This window comes from Mesorhizobium sp. 1B3 (genome assembly GCF_050958605.1).
GTDB lineage: Bacteria > Pseudomonadota > Alphaproteobacteria > Rhizobiales > Rhizobiaceae.
Genome location: NZ_JBJHDO010000007.1, coordinates 108165 through 124382, shown reverse-complemented (window position 1 = coordinate 124382; position 16218 = coordinate 108165). Strand labels below are relative to the sequence as shown.

The window sequence follows — 16218 nt, the reverse complement described above, 5'->3', positions numbered from 1 at the left end:
TACGCATACCTCTCCGCGGCCTGTATCAGCCGGCTTTATTCACCCGCATGTACCAGTCAACGAGGCGGCGGACCTGCCTTTGCGTGTAGCCGCGCTCCATCATGCGCTGCACGAACTCGCTGTGCTGCTTCTCGGTCACGCTGTCCTTCTTGGAGCCGAAGCTGATGACGGGCAACAGGTCCTCGACCTGGCCGAACATGCGCTTCTCGATGACCTCGCGCAGCTTCTCGTAGCTCGTCCAGGACGGGTTGCGTCCGTTGTTCTTGGCGCGCGCCCGCAAGGTGAACTTGACCACTTCGTTGCGGAAGTCCTTCGGGTTGGCGATGCCTGCCGGCTTCTCGATCTGCGAAAGCTCGCTGTCGAGCACTTCCCGATTGAAGATCTGGCCGGTATCGGGATCCTTGTAGTCCTGGTCCTCGACCCAGGCGTCGGCATAGGCGATATAGCGGTCGAACAGGTTCTGGCCGTATTCGCTGTAGGATTCCAGATAGGCCTTCTGAATCTCATGCCCGATGAATTCGGCGTAGCGGGTGGCCAGTTCCGACTTGATGAAATCGAGATAGGCGGCTTCCGTCTGCTTGGGGAACTGCTCGCGCTTGATCGCCTGTTCGAGGATGTACATCAAGTGCACGGGATCTGCGGCGACTTCCTTGGTGTCGTAGTTGAAGGTCTGCGATAGGATCTTGAAGGCAAAACGCGTGCTGACCCCGGTCATGCCCTCATCGACGCCGGCGGCGTCGCGATATTCCTGCACCGACTTGGCCTTGGGATCGATCTCCTTCAGGTTCTCGCCGTCATAGACGCGCATCTTGGTGTAGCGCGGCGAGTTCTCATGCTCGGCGAGTCGCGTCGACACGGTGAAACGGCTCAGGATCTCGAGCACCTCCGGCGCGCAAGGATTGTTGGCCAGTTCGCTCTCGCGAAGCAGTTTCTCGTAGATCTGCTTCTCCTCGGTGACGCGCAGGCAATAGGGCACCTTCACGACGAGGATGCGGTCAAGAAAGGCCTCGTTGTTCTTGTTGTTCTTGAAGTGCAGCCATTCCGATTCGTTGGAATGCGCCACCACGATACCCTGATAGGGGAAGGCGCCGAGATTCTCCGTGCCGTTGTAGCTGCCTTCCTGGGTGGCGGTCAGCAGGGGATGCAGCACCTTGATCGGCGCCTTGAACATCTCGACGAATTCCAGCAGACCCTGCGTGGTGCGGTTGAGGCCGCCGCTGTAGGAATATGCGTCAGGATCGTGCTGGCTGAAATGCTCCAGCTTGCGGATGTCGACCTTGCCGACCAGCGCCGAAACATCCTGGTTGTTCTCGTCTCCGGGCTCAGTCTTGCAGATGGCGACCTGGCGGAGCCGCGAGGGCAACAGCTTGACGACGCTGAACTTCGATATGTCGCCCTGGAGTTCGTCCAGACGCTTGGTAGCCCATGGCGAGATCAGACCGTTCAATCGGCGCCGGGCGATGCCGTATTTGTCCTCCAGCAGGTCGGCCATCCGATCGGGATGGAAAAGGCCGAGGGGCGATTCGAATACGGGGCTGATCTGATCTCCGATCTTCAACGTGTAGATCGGCCGCTTTTCCATCAGCTTTTTCAGCCGCTCGGCGAGCGACGACTTGCCGCCGCCGACGGGCCCGAGCAGATAGAGGATCTGCTTGCGTTCCTCGAGACCCTGGGAAGCGTAGCGGAAGTAGCCCACGATCCGCTCGATCGTGTCTTCCATGCCGTAGAAATCCGAAAAGGCCGGATAGATCTTGATGGTGCGATTGGCGAAGATCCGGCCGAGCCGCTCGTCGGCGCTGGTGTCGATCAGCTTCGGCTCGCCGATCGCCTCGACCATGCGCTCCGGCGCGGTCGCGTAGAGCGACTGGTCGTCGCGACAGGCCAGCAGATATTCCTGGAGGCTCATCTCCTCCTGCGCGCTGCTGGTGTAAATCTCCGAAAAGAGATTGAAGACGTCGGTTCCGTTCCCGCCCATTGTGCCCTCTTCTGCAGGCCCGGGGAATGCCGGGCTCCTCACGAGTAAGCCCTGTCGAGAATCAACTATCAGATAGCTTTGTGGTTCCGTTGCGATCCGGCAATAGCTTCTTTCGAGAAAGCAGTTTCCAGTCGATCACAAATGAGTGTACGCGGGTTAGTTGCCGTGAACACGCATCCCATCGAGGAAGCGCCGCGCAGGGGCATGAGGCAAATCCCGAGGCTTACGGAACCTTTCCGGCGCTAGGTGGTTTCTTCTGCCGGAACCGTCTCCCCTCCACGGTTCTCTCCGTCCTAACGGCAGCCCGCGCTTTCCCTCAAGCGCGGGCTGTGGGCTTTGTAGGGCCTCGTTTTCGTTCGGTTGGAGTGTAGCGCGGCACCTGCATGTCCGTGTTGTCGCCCCTTCACTCCCTATCTACGCACCCTGACGAGCCTTACAGGAATTGATTCCTACTCGGAAAACGTGTATATCCATGATGCACACGTGTGAAGGGGGTGATATGAGGCGCTTTCTAATTACTGCGGCGATCGCTATCATCTCATATGAAATATTTTTCAAGGTATATCTTTTTGCGACCGATGTTGAGAAGCTTGATTATATAGCTACCAGCAAGTCCGCGCGGCTTGCTTCGGAAGAAATAGATAGCAATATCGCAATTTATAGACAAATAAAGCTTATAGAATTCTTCGATGATGCGGAGTACTTTTGCGTATCAGGTCGAGAAGTGGATCCCGTTGCTTTGCTAATGGAGCGTGGAATAGAATCCTATAATATAGACTATTCTTCTTTTGGTTTTCTTGGACGCTTTGGTTGGAAATCCAACAGATCTTATGTCTCAATAGTATACAGGGATAAAACTGCCGAGATAGTTGAGCTTAACATATTCGATGTGAATGAAAATCATGGAGGTTGCTCAAGAGAAATGACGTTGAAATTTGATGATGGCACAAAGGAAATTTTTACATTTGAGGGGCAGAAGAAATAATTATGAATCTCAAGGAAATTCTCTCCGTATTAGGCGAGAGAGCATTTGATAATGGAAAAAAACTTTCCTTTTCTTTGACGCCTTACGAAAAATGGCAGCAGGAGGCCGCAGATATAACGCGATCTCTTGACTTGGTGTACAAAGAGCAAAGTCCGCTGCCGTTGCCGCAGAATAAGAAATACGGTGACCCTCTGCTGGCCTCGAACAATGCCATCACACATGCCTATATGAGCGCGAAGGTTGCACAGCTCTATGGTGTGCCTGCGGCCAAGGCGTTGGGCGATGAGCGCGAATACAGGGAGTCTCCCAAAGGCGAAAATAAGCTGAGAAAGGAATCGTGGGACGTCTACAAGGATATGTGAACAATGAAGTGGGCAGGCGTATTGGTTCGTCCGTTTCGGTATTCGATGAGCAGAAATTGATTGAACTGATCAAAGGTGCTTGCCGACAGGGCGATCTGATCGCGGTCCGTTCCGATGGGGATACCGAAGGGCTACAGGTATTCACCCGGTTCTGTATCGAACTTCGACACGGATTCTGTTCGCATGAAGGCGAAGCTGCCCGATCCGCGCGTACATGGCATCTCAAATTGGAGCTATGTAGCGCCCCGGTAGGATGAGGCCAAAGTCTCTTCCCATTCTTCGAGGGAGCGAAAATTTGCTCTCTCGACCCGCTTGCGCGGACAGAGGCTTTAAAGTATTGGCGTCCGTGGGCCACCCCTCCCCACCGAGGGGCTTACTATCTGGAAGGATAGACCACGATGACTGCTCTTACGAAGCCGGACCAGCATCCGGCCAATCCCAATTTCTCTTCAGGTCCCTGTGCAAAACGTCCCGGCTGGTCGCTCCAGGCGCTCGCCGACGCACCGCTCGGTCGTTCGCACCGCGCCAAGATCGGCAAGACCAGGCTCGAACAGGCCATCGCCCTGACGCGCGAAGTGCTGCAGGTTCCGGCCGACTACCGCATCGGCATCGTTCCGGCTTCCGACACCGGCGCCGTCGAGATGGCGCTGTGGTCCCTGCTCGGCGCCCGCGGCGTCGACATGGTGGCGTGGGAGAGCTTCGGCGCCGGCTGGGTGACGGATGTCGTCAAGCAGCTGAAGCTCGCCGACGTTCGCACCTTCAACGCGCCCTATGGCGAACTGCCTGACCTCTCGCAGCTCGACTTCGACCGCGACGTCGTCTTCACCTGGAACGGCACGACCTCCGGCGTGCGCGTGCCCAACGGCGATTTCATCCCGGCCGATCGCAAGGGCCTGACCATCTGCGACGCCACCTCGGCGGCCTTCGCCCAACGCCTCGATTTCGAGAAGCTGGATGTCGTGACTTTCTCCTGGCAGAAGGTGCTCGGAGGCGAGGGCGCGCATGGCGTGCTCATCCTGTCGCCACGCGCCGTCGAGCGGCTGGAAAGCTACAAGCCCGCTTGGCCGCTGCCGAAAATCTTCCGCCTCACCTCGAACGGCAAGCTCATCGAGGGCATCTTCAAGGGCGAGACCATCAACACGCCCTCCATGCTCTGCGTCGAGGACTATATCGATGCTTTGCTCTGGGCCAAGGAGATCGGCGGCTTGGATGCGCTCGTTGCCCGCGCGAACCGCAATTTCTCGGTCATCGACGGTTTCGTGGCTCAATCGCACTGGCTCGCCCATCTCGCCGTCGATCCGGCGACGCGCTCCAACACCTCGGTGTGTCTCTCGATCGTCGATCCTGCCGTGACCGCACTTGGCCCAGACGAACAGGCCGCCTTCGCCAAGGCGATCGTGTCGGTGCTCGAGAAGGAAGGTGTCGCCTATGACATCGGCTCCTATCGCGATGCCCCGGCGGGCCTGCGCATCTGGGCCGGCGCGACTGTCGAGGCTTCGGACGTCGAGAGGCTCATGCCTTGGCTCGACTGGGCCTTCGCCAAGGAACTGGCGGCGCTGCAAGCGGCCGCCTGAACTGGTCTGACGAATACCACCAGCCCAATGGTCGACCGCTCTTGGTGGCCCCTCACTGTCCTGCCGGACATCTCTCCCCGCATGCGGGGAGAGAGACGATGCATCCCGACTTTCGCCAATCGCCGGCGTTTCCGGCTTGCGAAACCGATGCGGACGGCGACTCTCTCCCCGTGCACGGAGAGAGATGTCCGACAGGACAGTGAGGGGCACTGCTAGCGGCCAACGGGCTCAAATCCTCAAAGTAAGGATGGAACCATGCCTCGCGTTCTCGTTTCCGACAAACTCTCTCCCACCGCCGTGCAGATCTTCAAGGACCGCGGCGTCGAAGTGGACTATCTGCCCGAGCTCGGCGCCGACAAGGAAAAGCTGCTCGAAGTGATCGGCCAATATGACGGTCTCGCCATCCGCTCGGCCACCAAGGTCACGGAGAAGCTGATCAACGCCGCGCCGAATCTCAAGGTGATCGGCCGCGCCGGCATCGGCGTCGACAATGTCGACATCCCGGCTGCCTCCCGCAAGGGCATCATCGTGATGAACACACCCTTCGGCAACTCGATCACCACGGCAGAGCACGCCGTTGCCATGATGTTCGCGCTCGCCCGCCAGCTTCCCGAGGCGAATGTCTCGACCCAGGCCGGCAAGTGGGAAAAGAATCGCTTCATGGGCGTCGAGATCACCGGAAAGACACTCGGCGTCATCGGCTGCGGCAATATCGGCTCGATCGTCGCCACGCGCGGCGTCGGCCTGAAGATGCATGTGATCGCCTACGACCCCTTCCTGTCGGAGGACCGGGCGGTCGAACTCGGCATCCAGAAGGTGGAGCTCGACGAGCTCTTCGCGCGCGCCGACTTCATTACGCTGCATACGCCGCTGACCGACCGGACCAGGAACATCATCAACGCCGAGTCGATCGCCAAAATGAAGAAGGGCGTGCGCATCATCAACTGCGCGCGCGGCGGCCTGATCGTCGAGAACGACCTCGTCGAGGCCTTGAAGAGCGGCAAGGTGGCCGGTGCTGGTATCGACGTGTTCGAGGTGGAGCCGGCTAAGGAAAGCCCGTTCTTCGGCATGGAGAACGTGGTCTGCACGCCACATCTCGGTGCCTCGACCACGGAGGCGCAGGAGAATGTCGCCCTCCAGATCGCCGAGCAGATGTCGGACTACCTGATCAAGGGCGCCGTTTCCAATGCCATCAACATGCCCTCCATCACCGCAGAGGAGGCGCCGAAGCTCAAGCCTTTCGTGAAGCTCGCCGAAGTGCTCGGCGCCTTCGTCGGCCAGATGACGGAGGATCCGATCAAGGAGGTCGAGATCCTGTTCGACGGGCAGACCGCCACGATGAACACGCGCGCGCTCATCGCCGCCGCGCTCGCCGGCCTGATCCGACCGCAGGTCTCCGACGTCAACATGGTGTCGGCGCCGATCATGGTGAAGGAGCGCGGTATCATTTTATCGGAGGTCAAGCGCGACAAGTCAGGCGTGTTCGACGGCTATATCAAGCTGACGGTCAAGACCGAGCACATGACGCGCTCGATCGCCGGCACCTGCTTCTCCGACCACAAGCCGCGCTTCATCCAGATCAAGGGCATCAACCTCGACGCCGAGGTCGGCCAGCACATGCTCTACACCACCAATGCCGACGTTCCCGGCATCATCGGCCTGCTCGGCACGATCTGCGGCGAGAACGGCGTCAACATCGCCAACTTCCAGCTCGGCCGCGACCGGCCGGGCGGTGACGCCATCGCGCTGCTCTATCTCGACGCGCCGTTCCCGGAAAAGGCGCTCACCGCGCTGCGCGCCAATCCGAAGATCGACTCGGCCAAGCGGCTGCGCTTCGACGTCGCGGCGGCGTGAGGTGAGGGGTAGCTCTCTTCCTTTCGGGGGAGAGAGCTCACATGCCTCGCGGAGCGCGGCGAAGGCCCGCGGCCAAGCGCGCGTAAGCGTTGGCCGCGGCATCCGCTTCCGCGGCGATGCTTTATTGATTGATCTCCGGTTCCACGAGCCTTGACAGGTTTCGCAACGATTCCTGCCAGCCGAGATAACAGGCCTCGGCCGGAATGGCGTCCGGAATGCCTGCCTGGGTGATATCCAGTTCCGTGCCGACCGATACCTTCTTCAAGATCACGGTCACCTGCATCTCGCCGGGCAGGTTCGGATCGTCGAACTTGTCCGTGTAGCGCAGGCGTTCGCCCGGAACGAGTTCGACATATTCGCCACCGAATGCATGGCTGTCGGTCGTCGTGAAATTGCGGAAGGACATTCTGAACGTGCCGCCGACATTGGGTTCCAGATGATGAACCGTGCAGGTGAAGCCGTTGGGCGGCAACCATTTCGCCAGCGCGTCCGCTTCGAGGAATGCGCGATAGACTTTCTCCGGACTGGTCGCCAGGACGCGGTGCAAGCGTACGGTGCTGGGCATGTCGTTTCTCCTTGTGACTGCCGATCCATGCTCCAATGACGAATGAGGCTTGGTCGATTCGACATGGGCGATCAGCTTTTTTTGCAACCGCCGTCATAGACCGTCACAGGTGGCAGGCCCTTTGCGTCCGCTCGCCAGGAAACCCCGGCGGAGCATCGCCCGGTCAGATCAGGCAGGGCGCTTCGGCTTCCCGCCCTTGTGCTTGCGCGCCAAGCCGCGCTCCGTGGTGGCGCCTTTGTGGCCCGGCTTGCCGCCCTTCTTGAACTTTGGCTTCGCCTGCCAGGGCTTCCCGCGTATCTCGCCGGCCGGAGCGATGACGACGCCTCGCTCCATACTGCCCGGGCGCTTGAGCTGCTCCGCGTAGTCGGCGGCCCTGTCGGCGGAGATCTCGAAGCGGGTCTCCGTGTCGTCGATCCGGATCGAGCCCACGTCGCGCTTCGTTACGCCGCCGGCTTTGCAGATCATCGGCAGCAGCCACTTCGGGTCGGCGCGCTGCTTGCGTCCGAGCGAAATGGTGAACCAGACGCCGCCTTCCATATCCGGACCACGGGGCTCGCGAGCCGGTGCCGGACCGCGATCCTCCTCGAATCGCCTGTCGCGCTTGGGCCTCCCGGCCTGCATCGCGGCGATGGGGAGGGGAGAAAGTTCCTCCGGAACAGGACGGGCGGTGAGTTGCTGGCGAAGAAAGGCGGCAGCGATCCGCTCCGGGGCGGCTTTGCCCAGCAACTCGGCCACGAAAGCAGCTTCGGTTTCGTCGGGCTCCGCGGCGGAGAGAGCGGCATCGAGGATCTGCTTGCGGTAGCGCGCCTCGATCTCGGCAATGCCGGGGGCCGAACGCACGGTGGCCGTCAGCTTGGCCATCGCAAGCACGCGCTGCGCCGCACCCCGCCTGTTCTCGGGGACGATGAGCACGCACACACCCTTGCGTCCGGCGCGCCCCGTACGGCCCGAGCGGTGCAGCAGGGTCGCGGGATTGCTGGGCACGTCGGCATGGATCACGAGATCGAGGTTCGGAAGGTCGATGCCCCGCGCCGCGACATCGGTTGCCACGCAGACATGGGACCTGCCGTCCCGCATGGATTGCAGCGCGTTGGAGCGCTCGGATTGGGCCATCTCGCCCGAAAGCGAAACGACCGAGAATCCTCTGTTGGCGAGGCGTGCAGTGAGGTGGCGAACCGCTTCGCGCGTATGGCAAAACACCAGCGCGCTCGTGCTGTCGGAATCCAGTAGCGTGTTGATGATGGCGTGTTCGCGCTCGTCTCGCCGTACCAGCATCAACTGGTACTCGATATCGGCATGCTGGTCGGTGGACGCGGTTGCGGCGATACGCAGCGCATCCTTCTGGAAGGTCTTGGCCAGTTCCGCGATGCCGCGCGGAACTGTTGCCGAGAACAGCAAAGTCCGGCGGTCGTCCGGAGCTGCACCGAGGATGAATTCGAGGTCTTCGCGAAAGCCGAGGTCCAGCATCTCGTCGGCTTCGTCGAGCACCACGGCGCGTAGCGCGCTCAGGTCCAGCGCGCCTTTGGTGATATGGTCGCGCAAGCGTCCCGGCGTGCCGACGACGAGATGCGCGCCGCGATCGAGGGCGCGGCGCTCCTTGCGCATGTCCATTCCGCCCACGCAGGTCGCGGTCTGGATCTCAGCCTCCGCATAGAGCCAGTCGAGTTCCCGCTGCACCTGGATTGCCAGTTCGCGCGTCGGGGCGATGACCAGGCCCAGCGGCCGGCCGGCCGTGTCGAAACGCTCTGCGTTTCCGAGCAAAGTCGAGGCGATGGCGATGCCGAAGGCGACCGTCTTCCCGGATCCGGTTTGCGCCGAGACCAGGAGGTCGGCCTCGCCGTGCCCGCCACTCGCCATCTCCATCTGAACAGGTGTCAGCTGGCTGTAGCCCCTCGCCGCAAGCGCGGAAGCGAGGGCGGGGTGGATTGCAGCCGGCAAGGTTGCGGCGTCGGTCGGCATCATGGTCGCGCCCTCTGTGAGCGCGCCGCATACCACAGTCGCTGCCGAGCACCAACCACTGCTTCCGGGGCAGGACGGAATTATGCCACAGGCCGAACATGACCCGAGGCCGCTTCAGGCATTGGTGATGCGAAAGGCAGACGGCGTGGACATCATGCCTTCCTTACTGACCCCGCGTGCTAAACTCGTTCAGTGCTTCACCCGTCCACAGACGTGGCTACACAACGTCCAGCGCGAGGCCGAGCCAGCAGGTCACAGAAACGAAAGGCGAATTGCCGGGACCCTCGTGGCCGGCAATCACCTCATTTATCGTTTGCTAGCGGTCACATGCCACTGCTCCCCGGGGCGGCTACTCGTAGCGATCGTGGCGGCGCACCCATTCCATACCCGCCTTCTCGTTGCGGCCCTTCGGAGCGAGATCGAGCATTGCGTAGGTGCCCATCATCGCCTCAACGCCGCGTCCGTAGGTGGAGTAGGTGCGGAAGACCTCGCCCGCGTCGTCCTTGAAGAAAGCACTCACGCCAGGCCATTCCTCGCCAGTCTCCCGCCATTCTCCGAAGTTGTAGTCGATGTGCCCGCTGGCAACTTCCTCGGGCGTGAAACTGACCCGGAAATCGTAGTTGAAGTCGTTGCCAAGGGACGACACCCATTTGAACTGCCAACCCATGCGCTTGCGGTAGCGCTCGATCTCGGGGAGCGGCGCGCGCGAAACGGCGATCATCGTGACGTCGTGGTGCGCGAGATGCATGTTCATGCCGTCGGTGTGATCGGCCATGAAGGAGCAGCTCGGGCAGCCTTCCTTCCATCCCGGCGCGAACATGAAATGCTGCACCAGAAGTTGCGATCGACCGTCGAAGAGATCGGCGAGCGTGCGCGGGCCATCCAGCGTGTCGAACACGTATTCCTTGTCGATGCGCATCCAGGGTAGGGCGAGCCGCTCTTGGGCGACCTTGTCGCGAATACGAGTGAGTTCCTTCTCCGCTTTCAGGAGATCCCGGCGGGCGGCCAGCCAGTCATCGCGTGACACGACAGCGTGTTGCATTGTCAGTCTCCGGTTTGGGTGACGGGGGTGTTGCGGCGCTGTGAACGAGCGGAAAAGAGCTTCAGCCACGGCGACAGGTGAAAGAAGCTCATCAGCAGGTACATCAGCGCCATGTCGTTGATCGGCACGAAAGCCGGGTCGGCAGAGCACATCGTCATGCCCAGCGACCCGACGGCAGAAATCCAGGCCATCAACGCGAAGGTCGGGGCAGCTGCGAGCCCGAGCCGACGGGCTATATCGACCGCTGGCCCAAGCAATGATGCGACCTTCCCTGTTGCTGCAGACATCGTCATTTCTGCTTCTCCGTCGAAGCCGCTGTTCCAACGGTTACGATACGAAGACGCTATCTCAGGCGGAAAGCCGGGTGAGAGTTACAAGTGTGACGGGATTCGTATCCACCTTTGATTTCTAACCACTGTTCCCACCCGAGATGCGCAAAGGCAGTTCTGGGTGCGCAGCTCTCACCTATGGCGGAAATGGGCGACCGCGTTCTTGAGCGCGTTGGCATTGACAGGTTTCGATAGCCTCGGCGCCTGCTGGAACTCATCTGGAAAAACGGTCGAACTGTCGTAGCCGGTCAGGAAAAGGAACGGAATTCCGCGCGAGGCAAGGACCTCCGCTATCGGAAAACTGCGCTCCCCCGCCAGATTTACGTCAAGTACTGCCCCATCCAGAGCCACGCCGTCCATCTTTTCCAATGCTTGTTTCACCGACGCGGCGGGGCCAATCACCTCGCACCCGGAATCTGTCAATTGATCGGAGAGATCCAGGGCGACCAGAAACGCATCCTCTACGACGAGAATGTGAAGACCTGCGAGTGGCGATTGCTCGTTCATCCTTTACCGGAAGCAGCCAGAGACAAGCGTTCAAAAGCTTCGGTCTTGGACAGCGGAATTTCAAGAACGCATTCCAAGCCGGTCCGTTTGAACTTCAACTCGGCGCTTCCGCCCAGTTCATACTCCAAACTCTGCTGGATGAAGGTGGTTCCGAAATTCAGTTTCGGATGCTTCTCAACGGCTGGACCGTCGATTTCCTTCCAGATGATCGACAGCGAATGGGGCTTTTCGACACGCCAGGTTAACTCTACACGGCCCTGGTCGACGGCAAGCGCACCATATTTGGCGGCGTTGCTTGCAAGCTCGAAAAACACCATGCCCAAAGTCGCCGCCGCGTTCGCATTCAGTTGGAGTGGGGGCCCTTTCATGACGACGTTCCGCCGTTCCTCGCCCGCATAGGGGGAGAGCGTCGCCCGCAGCAGTTCCTCAAGCTCCGCTCCACCCCAATTGTACCACGACAGAAGCTCATGGGTGCGGGCCATCGCCTGCAGGCGCTCCTGAAAGGCCGCCGAGAAATCCGTCATGGAACTCGACGAGCGCACCATCCGGGAGGTCAGTGCGGTTATGGTGGCGAGGATGTTCTTCACACGATGCTGCAGTTCGTGCAGCAATCGCTCCTGGGCGCGCTCCGCCTGCTTGTGCCGAGAAATATCGACCAACGTGCTGATGGCTCCCCGGACGTTGCCGGATTCGTCGAAAAGCGGCGTCGCGGAAATCGCGACGTCGACTCCTTCGCTGCCCGGCCGTTCGATCCGCGCCTCGTATTGCGGGATCGTCTCGCCCTTTCGGATCGCCTTGGCAAGTGGCTGATCCTCGGCGTCCACGGCCTTCCCACCTCTCACAAGAGCAAGGGCAGTGGGAATGAATGTCACCCTTGCGCCCGTCGAAGACTGACCGGCGAGTTCCGCGGCTCGCCGGTTGGCCCGAAATTCCTGGCGCTCGCCATCCTCAGCAATGACGATGCCGACCGGCACGAGATCCAATAGCGTTTCCAGGCTTTCGATGCGGTTGCGCAACGCATGGCTGAGCGAATCGATGCGCTCCTCCGCCTGCACGATGCGCGTGACGTCGACGAAAGTGACGACGACGCCCGCGATGACATTTTCCACCGTGCGGTAAGGCAGCACCCGCATCATGTAGCGTGTGTCGGCCTCGAAGCTCTCGACCCGGCGTTCGATGGTGCCGAGTCGGCGTAGAACCTGCTCTATGTCGGCTTGCAGATTGTCGGCGGCGAAACGCGGGCGGACATGGGCCAGCGGTCGGCCGACATCGCTCTCCACGAGACGGAATAGATCGCGCGCCGTCGGCGTGAAACTTTTGATGCAGAGATCGCGGTCGAGGAAGACGGTCGCGATCTGGGTGCTCTCCAGGAGGTTGGCAATGTCGTTGTTGGCGCGGCTCAACTCGTCGACGCGGATGTTGAGCTCGGAGTTGACTGTCTGGAGCTCCTCGTTGATCGACTGCAGCTCTTCCTTGGAGGTCTCGAGTTCTTCGTTGGACGACTGCAGTTCCTCGTTGATCGACGAAAGCTCCTCATTGGACGATTTCAGCTCCTCGTTGGAGGATTCCAACTCTTCCGTCGTGATCTGCAGCCGTTCCTTGGTCTCCCTCAGCTCCTTTTCGAGCTGGCTGACATTGGCGCTCTCGACGTCGTCAGTGATATGCGCCGGCTCGCCGTCGAACTCGGGCTGGATGCCGCCGACATCCCTGAACACCAGCATGTAAAGGGGATCCGACGAGCCGTCGTTGGGGAGCGGCTGCACGACGAGGCTGATGGTCTGGCGTCCGCCATTGGTGCCGATGGTGATCTTGTTCTGGACCGCTGGCTGCCCGGTACTGACCGCCTTGTGGAGGGCCGCCCTGAGATCCATGCGCAGGCCGCGCCGCGCCATCGAGAAGATATTGTTGTCGGGTGCGCCGGCCGCCAGTTCGAGATATTTCCCGGTGCCTCCCGAACTGTGCACCAGTTCGCCGGCCGCGTTGACGACGACATAAGCGGGGGAGTAGCGGTCGAGAAGAAGACGCTCCGCTGTCTCCTGCAAGGTTCCCGTCGTCGCCCGCGGGCGGGGGTGATGCGGCGCGTGCCTGGACGCTGCTGCCAGAGGAAATTCCGGCAGCCTCTGCGCGACGGCTCCAGCACGCTTCTGAAAAAGGCGGCTCGGCTTGTCGATCGTCGAAAACAGGCGGGCGTGGCGGGTGACGTTTTCGGAAGACCCTAGAAACAGGTAGCCCCCGTTGCGCAGCGCATAGTGGAAAATGGGGATGATCTTTTCCTGAAGCTCCGACCCCATATAGATGAGAAGGTTGCGGCAGGTGATCAGGTGGAGCTTGGAGAAGGGGGGGTCCCGGAGCAAGTTGTGCGCTGAAAAAAGGCACATCTCCCGCAGATCGGAGGAGACACGGTAGGTCCCGTCCTCGCGGGTAAAGAACTCCTTCAATCGCTTTGGCGTGACGTCGCTGGCGACAGCGGCCGGATAGCGGCCGGCACGTGCCACTTCCAGTGAGCGCTCGTCTATGTCGGTGGCGAATATCTGCAGTTTGGGCGAGGCTGCGCCTCGCGGAGCGTTCTCCTTGAGAAGCATGGCGACCGAATATGCTTCTTCGCCGGTGGCGCAGCCCGGCACCCACACCCTCACAGTGTCGTCCGGCTTGCGGCCCTCGAAAAGCTTCGGAATAACCTGGCGTTCCAAGACTTCGAATGCCTGCGGGTCCCGGAAAAAGCTGGTGACGCCGATCAGCAGGTCCTGAAACAGGAGATCGACCTGCTGCGGCTCCTCGCGCAGCCTTTCGTAAAAGGCGGCAGGGTTCTCGATCTGCAGCACCTGCATGCGGCGCTGGATGCGCCTCAAAATCGTGTTGTCCTTGTAGCCGCTGAAATCATGACCGGTGCGCGCCCGGAGCAAAGCTGCGATCCGGGAAAGCTGTTCGGCGATGTCGCGCTTGCGCCGGTCCCGTTCGCCGTCGGCTACCGTAAAATTGCCGTGCCTGAAGTAGTCGACCAGCTTCGCGGCCATGTCCTCCGCGGGGAGCACCATGTCGACGAGGCCGGTCTGAACGGCGCTGCGCATCATGCCGTCATATTCGGCGGCCTCCTGCGCGAGGGTAAGCCCGCCATGTTCCTTGATCGCCCTCAGCCCGATTGTGCCATCGCTGCCGGTTCCGGAAAGGATGACACCCGCAGCATTTTCCCCCTGGTCCTCGGCGAGCGAAATGAAGAAATCGTCGATGGGGGTTCGCTTGATGCGCGTGGTCGCCATCTTCACGAAGTGAAAGCGGCAGTCCTTGACGGTGGCCGTGACGCCTGGAGGAATCACAAATATCCTGTTCGGCCCCATGACGGACGTCTCAGCCGCCGTCTGGGTCTCGATGGAGGTGCTGCGCTGGATTATGCTCGCCAGGACGCTTTCGTGATCGGCGTCGAGGTGCTGTATCACAACATAGGCGATACCGCTGTCGGGCGGAACCGCCGGGAAAAATCTTTGCAGCGCCGCTATGCCGCCTGCCGATGCGCCGATGGCGACAATCGGGCAGGAAACGTCGGCCGACGCCGTGGATTTGTCCCCTTGGTCGGCCTGCGAGTCACTTTCCAGCGCCTTGTTCCTCGATTGCATCATTGCTTGCTGCCGTTGTTCGCCTGCTCTCGAGAATGCGCTCGATCACCTCGGCATCCGCCGCGTACTCCTTGGCCCGTTCACGCAATTGCTTGGCGAGTTCGGAGCGATCCCTCTTCGTTTCCCGTTCGGCCATGCGCCGGGTAAATTCGGCTCGCTGCTGATGCGCCCGCAGCAGGCTCCATAATATCTCGTCCGCCTCCGCCGACTGGGCCTCCATCATTGCTTCCGATGTGAAGGCATGCCCTGTATGACACCGATACCGGAGCATGTCACCGTCCTCGATCTCCCACAGAGGCCCGTGGCATTCCGGGCATGTAAACACCGACAGTTGCCCAAGCCGATCTTCGTCTTTCATGGTGGAATGCTCCTGTGCGGCGATGGCCGCTTCCAGCCTGATACCGGGAGGGGCGGGCAGCGTTTCGCCCGCCGGTTCGGCCGCTAGTCTTCCTAACATGCCGCCCAGTTCGGCGGCCGGCACGCAGTGGTCGATCTCTACGTAGCGCAGCGCGCTTTTCACCATATCCGGCACGGCCGCGTCCTTCGGATGCTGGAGAACCGCCAGCCCTCCCACGGCCTTGACGGCCCGCAGACCCGCGGTGCCGTCGGAGAGCGCTCCCGAGAGGAGAACGCCGACGACCCGCGCGCCGTAACTCAATGCCGCCGAGCGAAAAAGCGGGTCTATCGAGGGCCGAGCGAGATTTTCGCGCGGGCCGCGTCGAAGCATCATGTGGTCGTCGTGGAGCAAGAGATGGAAGCCGGGCGGAGCGACATAGATATTTCCGGCCTCAAACTTCGCGCCATTTTCGGCTTTCCAGGCCGGCAGAGAGGCGGCGTGGTGGAGAATTTCCGGCAGGTAGCTTGTCGGACCGACATGGAGCACCACGAACACCGCCGCCATGAGGTCGGGCGGCAGGTCGCCGACAAGCTGTTTTAAGGGTTCCACCCCGCCGGCCGACGCGCCGATCACAATGACATTGCGGTTGCGTGTTGGAGGCTTTTCCAGGCGTTCGAAGCTTGGCGCGTCCTTTGGAGGCGCATTTAGAACGCGAATCCGTCGTTCGGCCATAACTCGCCCCCAGGGCCAGCATACTCCAACTTCATTTCGCCTGCCGTCGGCAGCCTTGGCAGGCGGAAGCGTTCAAGCACAATGGATGGAAGGATGTTAGGTTCCAAGGTGTTGAGGGCCGCAACGACCAGAGTAAAGCATGTCGCGCCCAACCTGCTTTAGCTGTCGTTGTCATGCATGTCGTTTGCCCAAAACCGCTGCACATTTGGGCGACATGCATTTAAGAGCCCGGGCGGCGGCGTGCCGTAGGATGTGATGACCAGCGTTTGCGTCTCGATCATCAGATTGCTCGGGCGCGCCTTGGAAAGCGACGCGGCCGGCGCGAGGCTTCTTGACAGCCGCCCGTCAGGAGACGCTCATTCCTCCCCGTCAGTTCGGGGGTTCAG

12 protein-coding genes are annotated in these 16218 nt (G+C 60.9%); 4 read left to right on the top strand and 8 right to left on the bottom strand.

Annotated features, from left to right (window positions below):
• Positions 1-25 precede the first annotated feature (25 nt).
• Positions 26-1975, bottom strand: coding sequence for a PrkA family serine protein kinase (locus ACCO56_RS19660; protein ID WP_433642537.1), 1950 nt, complete (start codon positions 1973-1975; stop codon positions 26-28).
• 499 nt (positions 1976-2474) lie between these two features.
• Between ACCO56_RS19660 and ACCO56_RS19655 the strand changes: the two genes are divergently transcribed.
• The 4 genes from ACCO56_RS19655 (at position 2475) to serA (ending at position 6750) form a co-directional block, all read left to right on the top strand.
• Complete coding sequence (locus ACCO56_RS19655; RefSeq protein WP_433642536.1) at positions 2475-2960, top strand: hypothetical protein; 486 nt, start codon at positions 2475-2477, stop codon at positions 2958-2960.
• A gap of 2 nt (positions 2961-2962) precedes the next feature.
• The gene (locus tag ACCO56_RS19650; protein WP_433642535.1) at positions 2963-3322 is read left to right on the top strand and encodes a hypothetical protein; all 360 of its coding nucleotides are present in this window, start codon (positions 2963-2965) and stop codon (positions 3320-3322) included.
• Between the two features lie 398 nt (positions 3323-3720).
• A complete protein-coding gene (locus ACCO56_RS19645) occupies positions 3721-4896 on the top strand; it encodes a phosphoserine transaminase (protein ID WP_433642534.1) in 1176 nt (391 codons plus the stop codon).
• Between the two features lie 255 nt (positions 4897-5151).
• Positions 5152-6750, top strand: a complete 1599-nt coding sequence (gene serA / locus ACCO56_RS19640; RefSeq protein ID WP_433642533.1) for a phosphoglycerate dehydrogenase — start codon at positions 5152-5154, stop codon at positions 6748-6750.
• Between the two features lie 121 nt (positions 6751-6871).
• On the opposite strand, the gene ACCO56_RS19635 is transcribed toward serA, so the two are convergent.
• The 7 genes from ACCO56_RS19635 to ACCO56_RS19605 form a co-directional block, all read right to left on the bottom strand.
• Complete coding sequence (locus ACCO56_RS19635) at positions 6872-7315, bottom strand: SRPBCC family protein (protein WP_433642532.1); 444 nt, start codon at positions 7313-7315, stop codon at positions 6872-6874.
• A gap of 168 nt (positions 7316-7483) precedes the next feature.
• On the bottom strand, positions 7484-9277 hold the full coding sequence (locus ACCO56_RS19630; protein WP_433642531.1) for a DEAD/DEAH box helicase: 1794 nt from the start codon (positions 9275-9277) through the stop codon (positions 7484-7486).
• A 346-nt stretch (positions 9278-9623) separates the two neighbouring features.
• Positions 9624-10316 (bottom strand): DUF899 domain-containing protein, encoded by a 693-nt coding sequence (locus ACCO56_RS19625; RefSeq protein ID WP_433642530.1) that lies wholly within the window; start codon positions 10314-10316, stop codon positions 9624-9626.
• 2 nt (positions 10317-10318) lie between these two features.
• Complete coding sequence (locus ACCO56_RS19620) at positions 10319-10609, bottom strand: hypothetical protein (protein ID WP_433642529.1); 291 nt, start codon at positions 10607-10609, stop codon at positions 10319-10321.
• A gap of 168 nt (positions 10610-10777) precedes the next feature.
• The gene (locus tag ACCO56_RS19615) at positions 10778-11152 is read right to left on the bottom strand and encodes a response regulator (protein ID WP_433642528.1); all 375 of its coding nucleotides are present in this window, start codon (positions 11150-11152) and stop codon (positions 10778-10780) included.
• Positions 11149-14766: a CheR family methyltransferase gene (locus ACCO56_RS19610; RefSeq protein ID WP_433642527.1), complete on the bottom strand. Its 3618-nt coding sequence runs from the start codon at positions 14764-14766 to the stop codon at positions 11149-11151. The genes ACCO56_RS19615 and ACCO56_RS19610 overlap by 4 nt, the downstream gene beginning before the upstream one ends.
• Positions 14732-15832, bottom strand: coding sequence for a chemotaxis protein CheB (locus ACCO56_RS19605; protein ID WP_433642526.1), 1101 nt, complete (start codon positions 15830-15832; stop codon positions 14732-14734). The genes ACCO56_RS19610 and ACCO56_RS19605 overlap by 35 nt, the downstream gene beginning before the upstream one ends.
• Between the last annotated feature and the right edge of the window lie 386 nt (positions 15833-16218).